The organism is Achromobacter sp. UMC46 (assembly GCF_014170335.1).
Taxonomy (GTDB): domain Bacteria; phylum Pseudomonadota; class Gammaproteobacteria; order Burkholderiales; family Burkholderiaceae_B; genus Achromobacter.
On the sequence record NZ_LZZS01000005.1, the window covers coordinates 685,342 to 701,583 of the forward strand.

The 16,242-nt window shown below is 66.4% G+C and carries 14 protein-coding genes; 7 read left to right on the forward strand and 7 right to left on the reverse strand.

The genetic code is table 11. The annotated features are described in order from the left end of the window. Window positions 1-2: 2 nt before the first annotated feature. Window positions 3-1,397, reverse strand: a complete 1,395-nt coding sequence (locus tag A9973_RS10805) for a phosphomannomutase/phosphoglucomutase (protein WP_183013747.1) — start codon at window positions 1,395-1,397, stop codon at window positions 3-5. Between the two features lie 322 nt (window positions 1,398-1,719). On the opposite strand from A9973_RS10805, the gene A9973_RS10810 reads away from it, so the two are divergent. The 5 genes from A9973_RS10810 (at window position 1,720) to A9973_RS10830 (ending at window position 6,849) form a co-directional block, all read left to right on the forward strand. Further along, window positions 1,720-2,352 carry a BPTD_3102 family carboxylase-like protein gene (locus tag A9973_RS10810; protein WP_183013748.1) on the forward strand — a complete coding sequence of 211 codons (633 nt, stop codon included), beginning with the start codon at window positions 1,720-1,722 and terminating at the stop codon, window positions 2,350-2,352. 93 nt (window positions 2,353-2,445) lie between these two features. Then, on the forward strand, window positions 2,446-3,861 hold the full coding sequence (locus tag A9973_RS10815; RefSeq protein WP_183013749.1) for an FAD-binding oxidoreductase: 1,416 nt from the start codon (window positions 2,446-2,448) through the stop codon (window positions 3,859-3,861). Between the two features lie 47 nt (window positions 3,862-3,908). Beyond that, window positions 3,909-4,622, forward strand: a complete 714-nt coding sequence (locus A9973_RS10820; protein ID WP_183013750.1) for a response regulator transcription factor — start codon at window positions 3,909-3,911, stop codon at window positions 4,620-4,622. Beyond that, window positions 4,619-5,992: a HAMP domain-containing sensor histidine kinase gene (locus tag A9973_RS10825; protein ID WP_183013751.1), complete on the forward strand. Its 1,374-nt coding sequence runs from the start codon at window positions 4,619-4,621 to the stop codon at window positions 5,990-5,992. The genes A9973_RS10820 and A9973_RS10825 overlap by 4 nt, the downstream gene beginning before the upstream one ends. A gap of 65 nt (window positions 5,993-6,057) precedes the next feature. Then, window positions 6,058-6,849, forward strand: coding sequence for a phosphatase PAP2 family protein (locus A9973_RS10830; RefSeq protein WP_183013752.1), 792 nt, complete (start codon window positions 6,058-6,060; stop codon window positions 6,847-6,849). Here A9973_RS10830 and A9973_RS10835 read toward each other — a convergent pair. The 5 genes from A9973_RS10835 to A9973_RS10855 all read right to left on the reverse strand — a co-directional run bounded on the left by A9973_RS10835 (window position 6,801) and on the right by A9973_RS10855 (window position 11,491). Further along, window positions 6,801-8,084 (reverse strand): TRAP transporter large permease, encoded by a 1,284-nt coding sequence (locus A9973_RS10835; RefSeq protein WP_183013753.1) that lies wholly within the window; start codon window positions 8,082-8,084, stop codon window positions 6,801-6,803. The two genes, A9973_RS10830 and A9973_RS10835, sit on opposite strands and share 49 nt — an antisense overlap. Further along, window positions 8,075-8,638 carry a TRAP transporter small permease gene (locus A9973_RS10840; RefSeq protein ID WP_183013754.1) on the reverse strand — a complete coding sequence of 188 codons (564 nt, stop codon included), beginning with the start codon at window positions 8,636-8,638 and terminating at the stop codon, window positions 8,075-8,077. Before A9973_RS10840 ends, A9973_RS10835 begins: the two co-directional genes overlap by 10 nt. 7 nt (window positions 8,639-8,645) lie before the next feature. Beyond that, window positions 8,646-9,623, reverse strand: a complete 978-nt coding sequence (locus A9973_RS10845; protein ID WP_183013755.1) for a TRAP transporter substrate-binding protein — start codon at window positions 9,621-9,623, stop codon at window positions 8,646-8,648. Between the two features lie 118 nt (window positions 9,624-9,741). After that, a complete protein-coding gene (locus A9973_RS10850; protein WP_255469106.1) occupies window positions 9,742-10,632 on the reverse strand; it encodes an SMP-30/gluconolactonase/LRE family protein in 891 nt (296 codons plus the stop codon). A gap of 7 nt (window positions 10,633-10,639) precedes the next feature. After that, window positions 10,640-11,491 carry an NAD(P)-dependent oxidoreductase gene (locus A9973_RS10855; protein ID WP_183013756.1) on the reverse strand — a complete coding sequence of 284 codons (852 nt, stop codon included), beginning with the start codon at window positions 11,489-11,491 and terminating at the stop codon, window positions 10,640-10,642. 129 nt (window positions 11,492-11,620) lie between these two features. On the opposite strand from A9973_RS10855, the gene A9973_RS10860 reads away from it, so the two are divergent. Together A9973_RS10860 and A9973_RS10865 are read left to right on the forward strand one after the other, a co-directional pair. Continuing rightward, window positions 11,621-12,349: a FadR/GntR family transcriptional regulator gene (locus tag A9973_RS10860; protein ID WP_183013757.1), complete on the forward strand. Its 729-nt coding sequence runs from the start codon at window positions 11,621-11,623 to the stop codon at window positions 12,347-12,349. Between the two features lie 214 nt (window positions 12,350-12,563). Then, entirely contained in the window at window positions 12,564-14,459 is a 1,896-nt protein-coding gene (locus tag A9973_RS10865; protein ID WP_183013758.1) for an LTA synthase family protein, read from the forward strand. Window positions 14,460-14,914: 455 nt separating this feature from the next. Here the strand turns inward: A9973_RS10865 and A9973_RS10870 are convergent, their stop codons facing one another. Continuing rightward, window positions 14,915-16,186 (reverse strand): IS256 family transposase, encoded by a 1,272-nt coding sequence (locus A9973_RS10870; RefSeq protein WP_183013799.1) that lies wholly within the window; start codon window positions 16,184-16,186, stop codon window positions 14,915-14,917. Window positions 16,187-16,242 lie beyond the last annotated feature (56 nt).

Here is a 16,242-nt window from a genome sequence, read left to right on the forward strand (position 1 = left end):
GTTCAGAAAGGCAGTTTGGCTTCCGGCGCCAGCTTGCCCAGCTCCCGCCGGAAGTCGGCCTGGATGCGCTCAAGCGCTTCGGCGGTCTGCGCTTCGAAACGCAGCACGACGACGGGCGTGGTGTTGGACGGGCGCGCCAAGCCGAAGCCATCCGCGTATTCCGCGCGGACGCCGTCGATGGTGATCACGCGGCGGGCGTCGGGGAACTGGCCCTGGTCCTGCAAGGCCTGGACCAGGGTGAAGGGCTGGCCTTCTTCCATTTCCAGCTTCAGTTCGGGCGTGGACACGTCTTGCGGCAGGGCTTCCAGCGGCGCGCACGCGTCGGCGAAGCGCGACACGATTTCCAGCAGGCGCGCGCCGGTGTACAGGCCGTCGTCAAAGCCGTACCAGCGTTCCTTGAAAAAGATGTGGCCGCTCATTTCACCGGCCAGCGGCGCGCCGGTTTCAGCCAGCTTGGCCTTGACCAGCGAGTGGCCGGTCTTCCACATCAGCGGTTGGCCACCGGCGGCTTCAACGGACAGGCCCACGTGGCGGCTGCACTTCACGTCATAGATGATGGTGGCGCCGGGGTTGCGGTCCAGCACGTCGCGGGCGAAGAGCACCAGTTGGCGGTCGGGCCAGATGATCTGGCCGGATTTCGTGACCACGCCCAGACGGTCACCGTCGCCGTCGAACGCCAGTCCCAGTTCGCAGTCGGTTTCCGCCACGCACTTGATCAGGTCTTGCAGGTTCTTGGGCTCGGCGGGGTCGGGATGGTGGTTGGGGAAGGTGCCGTCCACCTCGCAGTACAGCTCGGTGACCTCGCAGCCCAGCGCGCGGAACAATTGGGGCGCGACCGCGCCGGCGACGCCGTTGCCGCAGTCGATCGCGATCTTCATGGGGCGGGCCAGCTTGACGCCGGATGCCACACGCGCGATGTAGGACGCGATCAAGTCCAGTTGGCGACGGACACCGGGCTGCGCCGCCGGGGCCGCGGCGGCGCCGTTCATCGCCGTGCTCAGGGCCTGCACGTCGTCGCCGTACAGCGCGCGTCCGCCCATCATCATCTTGAAGCCGTTGTACTTGGGCGGGTTGTGGCTGCCCGTGATGGCGACGCCGGACCCGCACTGCATGATATGGGTGGCGAAATAGACGAGGGGGGTCGGGACCATCCCGATGTCCAGGGTGTCCACGCCGCCTTCCAGCATGCCTTCCTGCAGCGCGGTCGACAGCATTTCGCTGCTCAGGCGGCCGTCGCGGCCCACGACCAAAGTCTGCACGCCCTCGGCGCGTGCGCGGGCGGCCAGCGCCCCGCCCAACGCGCGGGCGAAGGAGGCGTCGATCAGGTCCGGGACGGTGCCGCGGATGTCATAGGCCTTGAAGACAGAGGCGGGAAACTGCGTGTTGTGATCGCCCACGACGATTCCTTGATAAGCGGGTTGCAATGCGGGTTTGACAAGATTCAAGGGGTAAACCCGGATGCCAAAACCCGTCTGTTAATAGGATTAGGTGGAATTATCCCCCATTGGCGGGTAGCGCCTCATCCGGCGGGCGGAGTAGGGCATCTTAAGAGTTGGCGCACGCCCTGATTTGGTGCATGCGGGGGCGAGCCGCCTTGATCCGGTGCGGGTTCCCTGGCCGCCGAAAGGGCCGTTGCCAGGGGGCACGGCGTGGCATGGAAATTGCTCGTCATCCGAAGGTGATACGCTTGCCATGCAAGCAGAAAGACCGGGAGGGGCCATGGGTGCCAAAGTTTCTACTGTCATGTCGTCTAGGGGAGCCACCAGCAGGCGCGGCCCCCCCACGGACTATGCCGGCCCGGCCGCGGGCCGCGAGCGCCGGCTTGATATCCATGTATTCGTATCTGAAACCGGCGAACTGGCCACGGGCCGCGCCTGGGAGCGCTGCGTCTGGCGCGAGGCCCGGGTGCTGATCGCCGAGTGCCCGGCGCCGCATCTGCCGTCGTCGGTCGAGGCCGCGTTGCGCGTCATCGCCGCCGATGTCGCCCGCGACCGCGGATGGCAGGGGATGGGCACGGTGGCGTTTTCGCTGGACGACCGCAGCGGCGTGTTCCGTGTGACGGGCGCCGAAGCCCAGCCGAACGCCGCCGGTTCGCCCGTGACGGGGCATGACCCGGATGCTGCCCATGCGCTGGAAATGCGCATCGACGGCTGCGTCGACCGTCGTCTGCCCTGCACCCGTTTGCTCGTGTGCGGCGCGACCCGCGGCGAGGCCCTGCGCCGCGCCTACCGCGCGCTGTCCGAAATGCCGGGGCCCGCGGGCGTTGACCGGGCTTTCCTGATGAACCGCATCGCCTCAAGGGCCTACTGCTCCGGGCTGACCGGCACGCGGCTGGACCAGGCGGTCGGCTAGGGCGCCTCGGCCGAGGCGATTCCGCCCCTACAATAGTCCGCACATCCCTTGACCTGCGCCTGGGCGATACCAGGCCTTTCTTGTGCGGCGCCTATGACTTTGCTGAGCGATCTACAGTCCCTGTTGGGGTTCTCCCACGTGCTGACCGGCGCGGACGCCGAATCCTATGTGCAGGATTGGCGCAGGCGCTATCGTGGCACGGCGTTGGCGGTCATCCGGCCAGGATCGACCGAGGAAGTCGCCGCCGCCGTGAAGCTGTGCCTGCACCATGGCGTGCCGGTGGTGCCGCAAGGCGGCAACACCGGTCTGTGCGGCGGCGCCACGCCGGACGACTCCGGCCGCGCCGTCGTGCTATCCACGACCCGTCTGACCGCCGTGCGCAACCTGGATACCGCCAACGACACCATCACGGTCGAGGCCGGCTGCGTCCTGCAAGCCGTTCAAGAGGCCGCCGCGGGGGCCGACCGGCTGTTTCCGCTCAGCCTGGCGGCCGAAGGCAGCTGCACGATCGGCGGCAACCTGGCCACCAACGCCGGCGGCACGCAGGTGCTGCGCTACGGCAACACGCGCGACCTGACCCTGGGCCTGGAAGTCGTGACCGCGGAAGGCGAGGTCTGGAACGGCTTGCGCGGCTTGCGCAAGGACAACACCGGCTACGACTTGCGCGACCTGTACATCGGCAGCGAAGGCACGCTGGGCATCATCACCGCCGCCACGCTGAAGCTGTTCCCGCGCCCGGTGGCCTCGTGCACCGCGCTGCTGACGCTGGATACGATCGACCACGCGGTGGATCTGCTGTCGCGGGCGCGTTCGGGCTTCGGCGCGGCGCTGACCGGCTTCGAGCTCATGAGCGGCGCCTGCCTGCAAGCCGTGGTGCGCCTGTTCCCGCAGCAGCGCCTGCCGTTTGAAGGCGGTTCCGCCGAATCGCCCTGGTTCGCGCTGCTGGAACTGTCCGACAGCGAAAGCGAGGCGCATGCGCGCGACCGCTTCGAGGCCGTGCTGGGCGACGCCATCGACGCGGGCCTGATCAACGATGCGGCCATTGCCGCCAACGTGGCGCAGAGCAAGGCGCTGTGGCACTTGCGCGAAAGCATCCCGCTGGCCGAGGCCGAGTTGGGCAAATCGGTCAAGCACGACGTGTCGATCCCCATTTCATCCATCGCCGGGTTCGTGCACAAGACCAATGCCTTGCTGCAAGCGCGCTTTCCCGGCGTGCGCCACGTGATCTTCGGCCATCTGGGCGACGGCAACCTGCACTACAACGTGGCCAACGCGCCCGGTCAGACCGAGAGCGAGCTGCTGGCGCTGCAAAGCGAAATCTATGGCGTGGTGCATGACAGCGTGCATGCGCACAGCGGCTCCATCAGCGCCGAACACGGCGTCGGACAGCTCAAGCGCGACGAACTGCCGCGCTACAAGAGCCCGGTCGAACTGGCGCTGATGCGTCGTATCAAACGCGCGCTGGACCCTCAAGGGCTGATGAACCCGGGCAAGGTGCTGCAAGCGTAGGCCGACCGGACACAGGCCGATCCAACCTTCCAACAGGGAACTCAATTATGGCTGCCAGCCCCGCAGCGGGTGCGAATAACCGGATCCTGATCGTCGAGGACGATCACATCATCGCCGGCAATCTCTACACCTTCCTGGAGACCCGGGGCTTCCTGCCGGACGTGGCCTATACCGGCCACGCCGCGCTGGAGCGCTTGAAGGAGCAGCGCTTCGATGCCGTGATCCTGGACATCGGCCTGCCCGGCATGGACGGCAACGCCGTCCTGCACATTCTGCGCAACGACATGCGGGCGTCCCTCCCGGTGCTGATGCTGACCGCGCGCGACAGCCTCGAGGACAAGCTGGCGGGGTTTTCGCACGGCGCGGACGACTATCTGACCAAGCCCTTCGCCCTGCTGGAAGTCGAGGCCCGCCTGCTGGCCCTGATCCAGCGCGCGAAAGGGGCTACGGTGGATTCGGTGCGCCAGTTCGGCCCACTGCAATACGACACACGCAGCCGCGGCGTATCGGTCAATGGCACGCCGGTGCATCTGACGCGCAAGGCCAGCCTGATCATGGAGGCGCTGATGCGCGATCCGGGCAGGTTGGTGTCGCGCGAAGAACTGGAGTCCCTGCTGTGGGGCAACGAGCCGCCGTCTTCCGACGCGCTGCGCAGCCAGGTCCATCTGCTGCGCCGCGCCTTGGCCGACGCCGGTTTCGACGGCATCGAGACCATGCACGGCACCGGCTGGCGGCTGGTCGCGGCCGGAGGCGCGCCATGACGCGCGCAGCCAGCGGCACGTTGACCCAGCGGGTGGTGTGGGCGCTGACGGGCACGGTCGCGCTGTTCGTGACGGCGCTGGCCTTGCTGGCCTATCTGACCTTCGATCAGATGGAAGACGATCTGGTCAACGACATCCTCAATACCGAAATGGACCGGCTGGTCCAGCACGCGCGCGCCAGCGACGAGTTCATGCCGCGCCAGGGCGCGCGTGAGCTGGGCGGTTCCATGCGGGCATGGATGAGCGTGGACGGCCAGCGCCCCGCGGGCATTCCTGACGAAGTCCTAGGGCTGGATAGCGGCCTGCACCTGATCGAGCCCGGGGCCTACACCTGGCACGTGATGGTGGCCGACACGGGGCGGGGCAAGGTCTACCTGCTGTACGACGCCACCGACAACGAAGAGCGCGTGCACGATTTCGGCCTGATCGTGCTCGGGGTCGGCGCCATCTGCGTGATCGGCGCCTATGCCCTGTCGCGCCGGGTGGCGGCGGTGGCGGTGGGGCCGTTGCTGGACTTGACCGACCGGCTGGCGACCTGGGCGCCGGGATCCCCCGACATGGCGGTCACGCGCGACGACGAGGCCGGCCGGCTGATCGAGGCCTTCAACCGGGTGCAGAATCAGGTTGATAGGTCGATCGCCCGCGAACGCGAATTCGCGGGCAACCTGAGCCATGAGGTGCGCACGCCGCTGGCCGCCATCCGTTCGGACAGCGAACTGATGCTGCTGACCCAGGCGCTTACGCCAGACCAGCGCCAGCGTCTGACCCGCGTAGTGGACAACGTGGATGACGTGATCGTCTGCCTGGAAAGCGCCCGGGCGATGGCGCGCGACCAGTTGCTGCCACCGGCGCCCGTGGACGTCGCCGAGTGCATGGAGGACGCGTGGCGCGGCTACGAGGCCCAGGCCGGACAGGCCGAACTGCGCTGGGACAATCAGATCGCGCCCGGCCATGTCCTGACGCTGGACCGCTATGCGCTGCTGACCGTGCTGCGCAATCTGGTGCGCAACGCGGTGGAGCACGCCGCACCGGCGACGTTGACGACCCGGTTCAGCGCGCCGGGCGTGCTGGAGCTGAGCGACGACGGCAAGGGGATCGCCGCCGGCGATCTGCCGTTCCTGTTCCGCCGCTACTACAGCGGACGGATGCGGGATTCCAACACCGGCGACCGCGACGAAACCGCCCGCGGCCTGGGGCTGGCGATCGCCAAGCGTGTCTGCGACATGCAAGGCTGGTCGCTGACCGTCGAATCATCTCGCGAACCGGAATCCCGGGGGACGCGCTTCTTCCTCCGGTTCGAGGCTGGCATCGCCGACGCGTCCGGCACTGCTTCGGGGAGTGCCGCGTCGGTGGGACAGGGTCGAATTTGACGAAATTTCGACTTTCGGCGAACTAAGCTTTCCGCTTGTCCGATGCGTCTCTCGTCTATCGACCCATGTCGTCCTCTTTGCTGCCTGCGGCGCGCGCGCCGTCGCCCGTCTGGTACCTCTGCAGTCAGCTGATCGGCGTGACGCTGGCGCTTGCCTGTCTGGCCTGGTGGGCAAATGCGTCGGGGCTGGACCTGCGGATCGCACGGGCGTTGTTCGATCCCGCCCTGGACGATTTCCCGCTGCACGTGAACCGCTGGCTGGACCTGGTGGGGCACCGCATGGTGCTGGCCTTGCCGATCGGCGTGGCGCTGGCGGCCGTGGGCGTGGTGGCGGCCAGTTTCCGCATCCCGGCCTGGCGGCCCTGGCGCGGGCCGGCCCTGGCCCTGGCGGCGACTTGCCTGGTGGGGCAGCTGGCGGTCAATCAACTCAAGCACTACACGACGCTGCCACGGCCCTATGACCTGGAGACCCTGGGCGGCTACACGCCGTATCCGCTGCACTGGTGGACCTGGGCGCGTGCGCGCGGCGGGGGCGCCATGCCGAGCGGCCATGCGGGCGCGGGCTATTCGATGCTGACGCTGTATTTCGCCGGCTGGGCCCTTGGGCGGCCGGCCTGGCGCTGGTGGGGGCTGTTAGTCGGCGCGACTGCGGGCGTCGGGTTTTCAGTGGTGCGCATCTTGCAGGGCGCCCATTTCCTGAGCCAGACGCTCTGGTCCGCCGCGTTGCTGTGGTTCCTGGCGGCACTGTTCTTTTATCCGGTGATCGCGGGACGGCACCGCGTGCGCGGCGCGTCCCGGGACTCCTCCGGTCAGTTAAGAAGTACGCCAGGCAGCCAGAGCGAAAAGGCCGGCACGTAGGTCACCAACGCCAGCGCGGCCAGCAAGGCGCCGTAGAACGGCCAGATCGTCCGCATCACGGTGCCGACCGATACGCCGCCGATCGCGCAGCCGACGAACTGCGTCGTCCCGACCGGGGGCGTGTTCAGGCCCAATGCGCAATTCAGCAGCATCACGATCCCGAATTGCACCGGCCCCATGCCGTACTGCATGCAGATCGGCAGGAAGATCGGCGTGCAGATCAGGATGGTGGCGGCCATGTCCAGAAACGTGCCAAGCACGAACAGGATGACGTTGACCATCAGGAAGATGGCCCACGGGCTGGTCGACACCGATGCCATCAGCTCGCCCGTCTTCTCGGCCACGCCGTAGAAGCTGATCAGGTAGCCGAAGGTGGCCGAAATGCCGATCAGCAGCAGGACGACGCCGGTCGTCTTGACCGCCTTGCTGGCCGCCCGCACGAACTGGTCCCAGGTCAGCGACCGGTACACGAAGACGGTCAGCGCCAGCGCGTACAGTACCGCCACCGCCGCCGATTCCGTCGCGGTGAAGACGCCGCTCAGGATGCCCGTGATGATCAGCACCACCACGAACAGGCCCGGCGCCGCGGCGATCAACGAACGCAGCACGATGTGCCAGCCGGGGAAGGTGCCCGCCGGATACCCCCGGCTGCGCGCCACGAAGTACGCCGCCGCCAGGTTGCACAAGGTCAGGATCACCGCCGGCACGACGCCGGCCGCGATCAGCGCCGCGATCGACACTTTGCCGCCCGCCGCCAGCGTGTAGATGATGATGTTGTGGCTGGTGGGCATCAGCGCGCCGACCAGGGCGGCGTGCGTGGTGACGTTCACCGCGTAGTCCGCGTGATAGCCCTCGCGCTTCATCATCGGGATCATTACCGAACCCATTGCCGACACGTCCGCCACGGGGGACCCCGACACGCCGCCGAACAGCGTGCAGGCCACCACGTTGGACATGCCCAGCCCCCCGCGCACATGCCCCACCAGCGACTTGGCGAACGCCACGATGCGGTCGGCGATGCCGCCGTACAGCATGAGTTCGCCCGTGAAGATGAAGAAGGGGATGGCCAGGAACGAGAAAGCGTTCATGCCCGAAGTCATTTGCTGGAACGCCACCGCCACCGGCAGGTCTTCGACCATGATGGCGGTGATGGACGACAGGCCGATGGCGAAGGCGACCGGCACGCCGATCACCAGGAACCCCATGAACGTGAATGAAAGCAGTGTCAGCGCCATGCCGGTACCACCTTATGGTTGCGCAGGATCGCGATGATGTGCTCGATGGAGAAGAGCGCGATCAAGGTGCCCGACAGTGTTGCGGGGATGTATTTCCAGGCGTTCGAGATCCCCAGGTTGGGGATCTTGTAGGCCGCGACGGATTCGGCCAGCACGCCGCAGTTCCAGGCCATCAGCACGCCGAACAGCAGCACCAGCAGATGGATGAAGATCTGCAGCCGGCGCTGGCCGGCCTTGGGCAGCGCGTCCAGCAGCGATTCGAAGCCGATGTGGCCCGCGTCGCGCACGCCGACGGCCGCGCCCAGCATGGTCACGTACAGCACCAGCAGGAGCGCGAGGCTTTCCGCCCAGGTCGGCGTGCTGTTGAGCACGTGGCGGCCGACGATCTGCAAGGTGACGGCGACGATCAGGCAGACCAGCCCGAACACGCTCGTCCACATGCAGAGCCGCGCCAGCGCCGCGCAGCCTCGGGTGTAGGCATCCAGCGGGGCGGCAAGGGCTTGCGCCCGGCCCCCCGCGCCGATCTCGGTTTCATTCGTGGGTGTGGCCAACATGGTGCCCTCACTGGACGGCCTGGATCTTCGCGACCAGGTCTTTCATTTCGGGCGTGGTGACGAAGCGTTCGTACACGGGCTTCATCGCGTTCTGGAACGAGGCCTTGTCCACTTCCACGATCTGAGAACCAGCGCGCTCGACGACGGACCGGGACTTCTGTTCGCGCTCGTCCCACAGCTTGCGCATGTAGGGCACGGATTCGCGCGCCGCCTCGCGCAGGATCTTCTGGTCGTCGGGCGGCAGCTTGTCCCACTGGCGCTTGGAGAAGATCAGAATCTCGGGCGTCATCGTGTGTTCGGTCATCGCGTAGTACTTCGCGACTTCGTAGTGGTGCGCGCTTTCGTAGCTGGGGAAATTGTTTTCGGCCGCATCCACCAGCCCCGTCTTCAGGGACGTGTAGACCTCGCCCATCGGCATCGGCGTGGCGTTGCCGCCCATCGCCTCGACCATGGCGACCGACAGGTCGGATTGCTGCACCCGGATCTTCTGGCCCTTCGCGTCGGCCAGCGTCTTGATCGGCTTGTTGCGCGTGTACATCGAGCGCGCGCCGCTGTCGTACCAGGCCAGGCCGACAAAGCCCGCGCCCTCGCAGGAGCGCAGGATCTGGTCGCCGATATCGCTGTCCAGCACTTTGTGCAAGTGCTCTTTGGAACGGAACAGGAAGGGCAGCGACGGCACGCGGGTCGTCTGGCAGATGTTGTGCATGGCGGCGCTTGAGACGCGGGCCATGGCCAGGGCGCCCAGCTTCACCTGTTCGATCGAATCGTCTTCATTGCCCAGCGCGCCGCCCGCGTATACCTTGACGGTGATGCGGCCGTTGGTGCGTTGCTTGACCAGTTCGCCGAAGTGGCGCACCGCCAGCACGGTGGGATAGTCGTCGGGATGGATGTCGGCGGAACGCAGTTCGGCGGCGTGGGTGGCGGGAATCAGCGTCAGCAAGGCAGCCGCCGCCAAAATGGCGCGGGTCAGGGTGGGGCGCAGCATGTCTACCTCCGGTTGGAGTACGGCGTTTCGTCAATGGCCGGAACGGCCTCGAAGCTCTTTGATATGGACGGGCGTGCTTACTTCGCTTTGGGGCATGCGACTGCGCCCCGATCGGGTGCTAGCCGGCGCTTGCGGCGTCCTCCAGCCCCTGCGCGCCGGGGCGCAGGGCGAATACGGCGCCGTCGAGCGTGCCGGGGGCAGCCGATGGCGGGCGGATCGACGTGACGAACAGCGTGTCCATGCCGGCGCCGCCGAACGCGCACATCGCGACCCGGGCGACGGGGACGGCAAGGGTCCGGTCCAGCCGGCCGTCGGGCGTATAGCGGTAGACGCGGCCGGCCTCGTTGCCGCAGATCCAGTAGCCGCCGTCGGTGTCCACGGCCGCGCCATCCGGGCGGCCGGCGGGCAAGGCGGCGATGAACGGGCGGCGGTTGCGCGGCGTGCCCGTGTCGGTGTCGTAGTCGAACGCCCAGACCATGGCGCGCGAGGGGTGCGAGTCCGACAGGTACATTGTCCTGCCGTCCGGGCTGAACGCCATGCCGTTGGGCACGATCAGGTCGTCCAGCAGCACGGCAAGACCCCGGCCGTCGTAGCGGTAGAGTTTGCCGGCGGGCTGCGCCAGCCCCATGTCCATGACCATCGTGCCCGCCAGGAAGCGGCCCTGCCGATCGCAACGGCCGTCATTGAAGCGCATGCCGGGCGCCGCGTGCGCGACGGGGGCCAGCGCACGCGGTACACAGGGCTTGCCGTCGTGCAGGGCGCTGCAGGCATACAGGCCGTCTTCCATCGCCAGCAGCCAGCCGGGGCCGCGCATGGCGATGCAGCCGGCCATCTGAGGCAGCGCCCATTGCGCGATGCCGCCGCTTGCCGGCGCCCAGCGCCACAACGTCTTGCCGGGGATGTCGGTCCAGGTGAACGCCTGGTCGGCGGCGCGCCAGACCGGGCTTTCTCCTACGCCGCACAGCATGGTCCCGATTCGTTCGGCGGCTGCGGGCAGGGTGGTGGGCATGGCGGGATTACTCGGCCGTCGAGTCGGCGGGGAAGGGGAAGGGGCCCGCCTTGACGAATGCGCCGCCCTGATAGCGGGCGGCGGGGTCGTCGGCCGGCAGCGGGGGCTGCCCGTCGACCTGCGCGCGGAAACGTTCGGACGAGTCCTTGGGGACGAACCCCAATACCTTGGCGGCGTCGTCGTTCCACCAGCTGTCGCGGTTGGCCGATGCGCCGTACACGATCAGGTGGCCGACGTCCGGGGTGAACAGCGAACGCGTGACCAGATCGGTCAGGTCGTCGTAGCTGAGCCACGTGACCATCATGCGGCGGTCCCTGGGTTCGGGAAACGAGGAGCCGATTCGCAAGCACACGGTTTCGATGCCGTAGCGGTCGAAATAGAAGCGCGACAGGTGCTCGCCGTAAGCCTTGCTCAAGCCGTAGTAGCCGTCCGGGCGGAGCGGCACGTTCGGGTCCAGTTGCTTGCCTTGCTCGTAGAAGCCGATGACGTGGTTCGAACTGGCGAACACCACGCGCTGCACGCCATGGATGCGGGCGGCCTCGAACAGGTTGTAGATGCCCTGGATGTTGGCCGGCAGGATCTCTTCGAAGGGCCGTTCCACCGAGACGCCGCCCAGGTGGACGATGGCGTCTGCCCCCTGCACCAGCCGGGATACCGCGGCGGCATCGGCCAGATCGCAGGGGACGGATTCTTCTCCGGGGCCGGCAGGGCCGGGCGCGGCAAGGTCGGACACGCGCAGCACCTCCGCGTGGGCCTTCAACCGGGGACGCAATACCTGGCCCAGGTTGCCGGCGGCGCCGGTCAATAACAAACGATGACAGCGAAACGAGGCAGGCATGTTGTTGACAGTTCGGCTCATGGCGCAATGCTCGGTGGAGGGCGCGGGGGAGTAGACTTATCAGGTACGTTATCGTACAACTTGAGCAAAGTATAATGAGCGCCAAATTTCAGCGTCAAGCTTTGCGCAACCGCCTTCGGATAATCCCTGATGAACGCTCCTGTCGATACCCCCGTCTTGCCGCAGCGTCGTCCCCGGAACCTGGCCCAAGGCCTGGTCGAGAACATATCCGAACGTATCCGGGGTGGTGACATCCGCCCGGGCGACAAGCTGCCCACCGAATCCGAAATCATGCGTCAGTTCGGCGTCAGCCGCACCGTCGTGCGCGAGGCGCTGTCGCGCCTGCAAGCGTCCGGGCTCGTTGAAACGCATCACGGCGTCGGCACCTATGCGCTGGAGCCCAGCGGCAGCGGCGATTTCCGCGTGGATCCCGCCGATATCGCCACGGTGCGTGACGTGCTGGTGCTGCTGGAATTGCGCATCTGCCTGGAAAGCGAGGCCGCCGGCCTTGCCGCCGTCCGTCGCAGCGAGGTGCAGCTGCAAGAGATGCGCCGCGCGTTGGACCTGTTCCGCAGCGCGTTGGAAAACGGCGGCGACACGATCACCCCCGATTTCCAGTTCCACCTGCTGGTGGCGCAATCCACCGACAACCGCTACTTCGCGGACCTGATGTCGCATCTGGGTTCGGCCATCATTCCGCGCACCCGCATCAATTCGGCCAAGTTCGCGCAAGAAGATCGCGCAGCGTATCTGGCGCGCGTGAACCTGGAACACGAAGACATCTACAACGCGATCATGCGCCAGGACGCCGAGAGCGCCCGCGCCGCCATGCGCACGCATTTGAGCAACAGCCGCGAACGGTTGCGCCGCGCGCAATAGGCGGCGGGGCGCGCGCAGGCGTGCTTCGGCATTTGAAATATGATGTCGTACAACGTTTGATGTGTGCGTCGTCACTGCCAACGCCTGCCAAACCGCGTTAACCTTGGCCCGTTTTCATTTCCGGACTACGAGGCGGCATGGCTTTGCTCGGCACAACCAGCAGGATCCTTTCATCTGAACCGGCGCTTTCGCGCCGCACCGGGAGGGCCGCCGCATGCGTCGCCTGACACTACGGTTCATCGTTGCCGTCCTGGTGATGCTGACGCTGTCCCGCCTGGGCCTGTCGTTCTGGATGTGGGACCGCGTGCAGGCCGCGGGCGGGCTCTGGCCCGTGCTGTTCGGCGGACTACGCATCGACGTCTGCCTGTTGTCGATGGTGATCGCGCTGCCCGCCGTATTCTCGCCGTGGTTCGGGCACCGGCCACTGGCTGCACGCATCACCGCGTGGTGGTTCCGCGTGTGGTGGATGTTGTATGTGCTGCTGGAAGTCTCCACGCCGCAGTTCATCGCCGAATACGACACGCGGCCCAACCGCCTGTACTTCATCTATCTGCTGAATCCGAAAGAAGTGGGCTCGATGCTCTGGCAGGGCTACAAGGGCGTGCTGCTGGCCGCTTTCGTGGTGCTGGTGCTGGCTGCCTGGCTCGCGGTCAAGCTGTTCCCGGTGCGTTCGCGCGATTCTTTCATGGCATGGTGGAAGCGCCCGATTGCGTCCTTCGTGATCCTGGCGCTGGTGGTGCTGGGCGCGCGCGGCACGCTGGAACACCGGCCGATCAACCCGGCCAAGGTGGCCTTCAGTTCCGACGCCATGGTCAACGCACTGGCGTTGAATTCGCTGTACAGCGTGTTCGACGCCGCCTACCGGATGCGCGACGAGCGCTCGTCCGCGGCAATGTATCCGAACATGCCGGTGGACCAGATGAACGCCATCGTGCGCGAGAAGGCCGGCCTGACGGGCGCGCCGCTGGACCCGCGCTATCCCAGCCTGCACGAGCAGAAGGCCACGGTGCGCCGCGACAAGCCGCTGAACGTGGTGATCATCCTGCAGGAAAGCCTGGGCGCGCAGTACGTGGGCAGCCTGGGCGGCCGCGACCTGACCCCCAACATCGACCGCCTGTCGAAAGAAGGCTGGATGTTCCACCGCGCCTACGCTACCGGCACGCGATCGGTGCGCGGCATCGAAGCGGTGACGGCGGGTTTCCTCCCCAGCGTGGCCGACGCGGTGGTCAAACTGCCGCGCTCGCAGACCGGCTTCTTCACTTTGGCCCAAGTGCTGGGCAAGCACGGCTACCGCTCGCGCTTCGTCTATGGCGGCGAATCGCACTTCGACAATATGCGCGCCTTCTTCCTGGGCAACGGCTTCGACGAAGTCGTGGACCGCCCGAAGTTCGTGAATCCGGTGTTCGAAGGGTCATGGGGCGCGTCGGACGAAGACATGTTCAACCAGGTCGACCGCCTGCTGCGCGCCGATGGCGACAAGCCGGTCTTCACGCTGGCGTTTTCGGTCTCGAACCATTCGCCGTGGGAGTACCCGGAAGGCCGCATCCAACCGGTCGGCGACCCGGCCACGGTAGACAACACGGTGCGCTACGCGGATTGGGCGCTGGGCCAGTTCTTCGAGAAGGCCAAGAAAGCGCCATACTGGGAGAACACGGTGTTCCTGGTCATCGCGGACCACGATTCACGCGTATACGGATCGATTCCCGTGCCAGTGCGCCACTTCCAGATCCCGGCGCTGTTCCTGGGCGCAGGCGTCGCGCCGCGCCAGGACGAACGCCTGGTCAGCCAGATCGATATGGCGCCGACGTTGCTGTCGCTGATCGGGTTGGATAACGTGAATCCGATGCTGGGCGCCGATCTGACGCAACGCGATCCGAACCGCGCGATCATGCAGTACGCGGACAACTTCGGCTACTTGCAGGGCGACAAACTGCTGGTTCTGGAACCGGCTAAACCGCCGCGCGAATTCCGCTACGAGGCAGCCCCCGTCGGCCGCGACGAAACCTACGCAGCGATGGAGCCTGTGGATCCGGTGTTGAGGGATGAGGCGTTGGCGCATGCTTTGTGGGCATCCTGGGTTTATCGGGAAGAGAAGTATCGGTTGCCTTGACGGTGGTTCATGTTGCGCGTGGGGTTGGTTCTTAAGACGCCCGTTGGGTCGGTGGCCGGTGGGGCGCGGGTCAACGATTGCGGTCCGGAGCCTTCGCTCCGGATTCCCCCGCCGTCATCCTCGTACGCCTCCGGCTCCCTACGGATTCCCTCGGGCTTATCGACGCCCCGCACCCCACCGGCCACCGACCCGACGGGCTGCGTTGAGAGCAATTTCCCGGTCGCTGGGGCAGGCGGTTTTCTTAGGGTTCTGCTCCACAGTGGGGAGTGGTGGAGGGTCTTGCGGGGCCCGCTCCCGGCCGGCCGCGCGGGCGGCCTTGGGGAGCTTACGCGGTGTCTTGCGTCGCGACGATGCTGATCGTGCTTCGTAGCTTCGTAGATTGATGACCAATGCGTGGTTGGAGCAGCATTCGCGAGCCTGTCCGTATTTTTGTGGGCGAGGCGTTTTAAAAGTTGTTATCCCCGCGCCGCAGTAAACCGTTCGCCGAACAGGATAGCAAACTGGTTCATGGCGACTTTCCAGTCGAAGGTCGCCCTCACGGACTTGGCCAGCACGTTGCGTAGCGCCAGCCATAGGAGCTTGATGGCGGCCTCATCAGTGGGGAAGTGACCGCGCGTCTTGATGATCTTGCGCAATTGCATGTTCAAGCTCTCGATGGCGTTGGTCGTATAGATCACGCGCCTGATGTCCGGCGGGAAGACGAAGAAGGGCGTGACGTTCTCCCAGGCCCGCTGCCAGGCCGCAACGATTGTTGGGTACTTGGTCCCCCAGGGCCCATCGGCGAACCCCTGCAGCGCCTGCTCGGCCGCTTGTGCGCTGGCGGCCGCGTAGATCGGGCGTAGCGCGGCAGCGACGGCCTTGCGATCCTTCCATCCCGCGTAATCCAGGCTGTTGCGGATCAGGTGCACGATGCAGGTCTGTACCGTCGTGCGCGGGAAGGCCGTGCCGATGGCGTCAGCCAGGCCCTTCAGGCCGTCGACCACGGCGATCAGGATGTCCTGGCACCCCCGGGTCTTGAGTTCATTGAAGACCTTGAGCCAGAACTTGGCCCCCTCGGTCTGCTCGACCCACAGGCCCAGCACGTCGCGCTGGCCATCGGCCTGCACGCCCAGCGCCAGGTACACCGCCTTGTTGCTGACCCCGCCGTCGTCGCGGATCTTGACCCGCAGCGCGTCGAAGAACACCACCGGGTACATCGCTTCCAGCGGCCGGTTCTGCCAGGCAATCGTCTCGGCCATGACCTCGTCGGTGACCGAGCTGATGAAGTCCGGCGATACCTCGGTGCCATAGCTCTCGGCCAAGAACGCCTGGATCTCGCGCACGCTCATGCCCCGGGCGTACATGGAGATGATCCGGTCATCGAAACCGGTGAAGCGCCGCTCATGCTTGGGGATCAGGATCGGGGCGAAGGAGCCGTCCCGGTCGCGGGGAAGCTCCACGCGCACCGGGCCATGCTCGGTCAGCACCGTCTTGCCGCTGGCGCCGTTGCGCTCGTTGGCCTGGCCTTCGGGCTTGTCTTGGCCTGGCCGATATCCCAGATGCAGGTTCATCTCCGCGGCCATCGTCCGCTCGATTACCGCTTTCTGGAACGACAGGAACAGGTCTTGAACCTCGCTGGGCGTCATCGGTCCCTTGACCAGATGGTCCAGTAACTCGGCCGGCACTTCAGGCAGCGGCCCACGGGCCGCCGCCTGCGCGGCTGCTGTGCGTCTCTTCTTCATCGGCATATCCATGATCTTTATTCCTCATGATATGCCCCGCACACAAAATCCCGGATAGGCCC

Excerpts from the sequence above, each read along its gene's own strand:
- A9973_RS10860 (WP_183013757.1), top strand. The coding sequence starts at position 11,621 with ATGAACGCTCCTGTCGATACCCCCGTCTTGCCGCAGCGTCGTCCCCGG.
- A9973_RS10870 (WP_183013799.1), bottom strand. The coding sequence starts at position 16,186 with ATGCCGATGAAGAAGAGACGCACAGCAGCCGCGCAGGCGGCGGCCCGT.
- A9973_RS10815 (WP_183013749.1), top strand. The coding sequence starts at position 2,446 with ATGACTTTGCTGAGCGATCTACAGTCCCTGTTGGGGTTCTCCCACGTG.
- A9973_RS10820 (WP_183013750.1), top strand. The coding sequence starts at position 3,909 with ATGGCTGCCAGCCCCGCAGCGGGTGCGAATAACCGGATCCTGATCGTC.
- A9973_RS10845 (WP_183013755.1), bottom strand. The coding sequence starts at position 9,623 with ATGCTGCGCCCCACCCTGACCCGCGCCATTTTGGCGGCGGCTGCCTTG.
- A9973_RS10840 (WP_183013754.1), bottom strand. The coding sequence starts at position 8,638 with ATGTTGGCCACACCCACGAATGAAACCGAGATCGGCGCGGGGGGCCGG.
- A9973_RS10825 (WP_183013751.1), top strand. The coding sequence starts at position 4,619 with ATGACGCGCGCAGCCAGCGGCACGTTGACCCAGCGGGTGGTGTGGGCG.
- A9973_RS10810 (WP_183013748.1), top strand. The coding sequence starts at position 1,720 with ATGGGTGCCAAAGTTTCTACTGTCATGTCGTCTAGGGGAGCCACCAGC.
- A9973_RS10850 (WP_255469106.1), bottom strand. The coding sequence starts at position 10,632 with ATGCCCACCACCCTGCCCGCAGCCGCCGAACGAATCGGGACCATGCTG.
- A9973_RS10830 (WP_183013752.1), top strand. The coding sequence starts at position 6,058 with ATGTCGTCCTCTTTGCTGCCTGCGGCGCGCGCGCCGTCGCCCGTCTGG.
- A9973_RS10865 (WP_183013758.1), top strand. The coding sequence starts at position 12,564 with ATGCGTCGCCTGACACTACGGTTCATCGTTGCCGTCCTGGTGATGCTG.
- A9973_RS10835 (WP_183013753.1), bottom strand. The coding sequence starts at position 8,084 with ATGGCGCTGACACTGCTTTCATTCACGTTCATGGGGTTCCTGGTGATC.
- A9973_RS10855 (WP_183013756.1), bottom strand. The coding sequence starts at position 11,491 with ATGAGCCGAACTGTCAACAACATGCCTGCCTCGTTTCGCTGTCATCGT.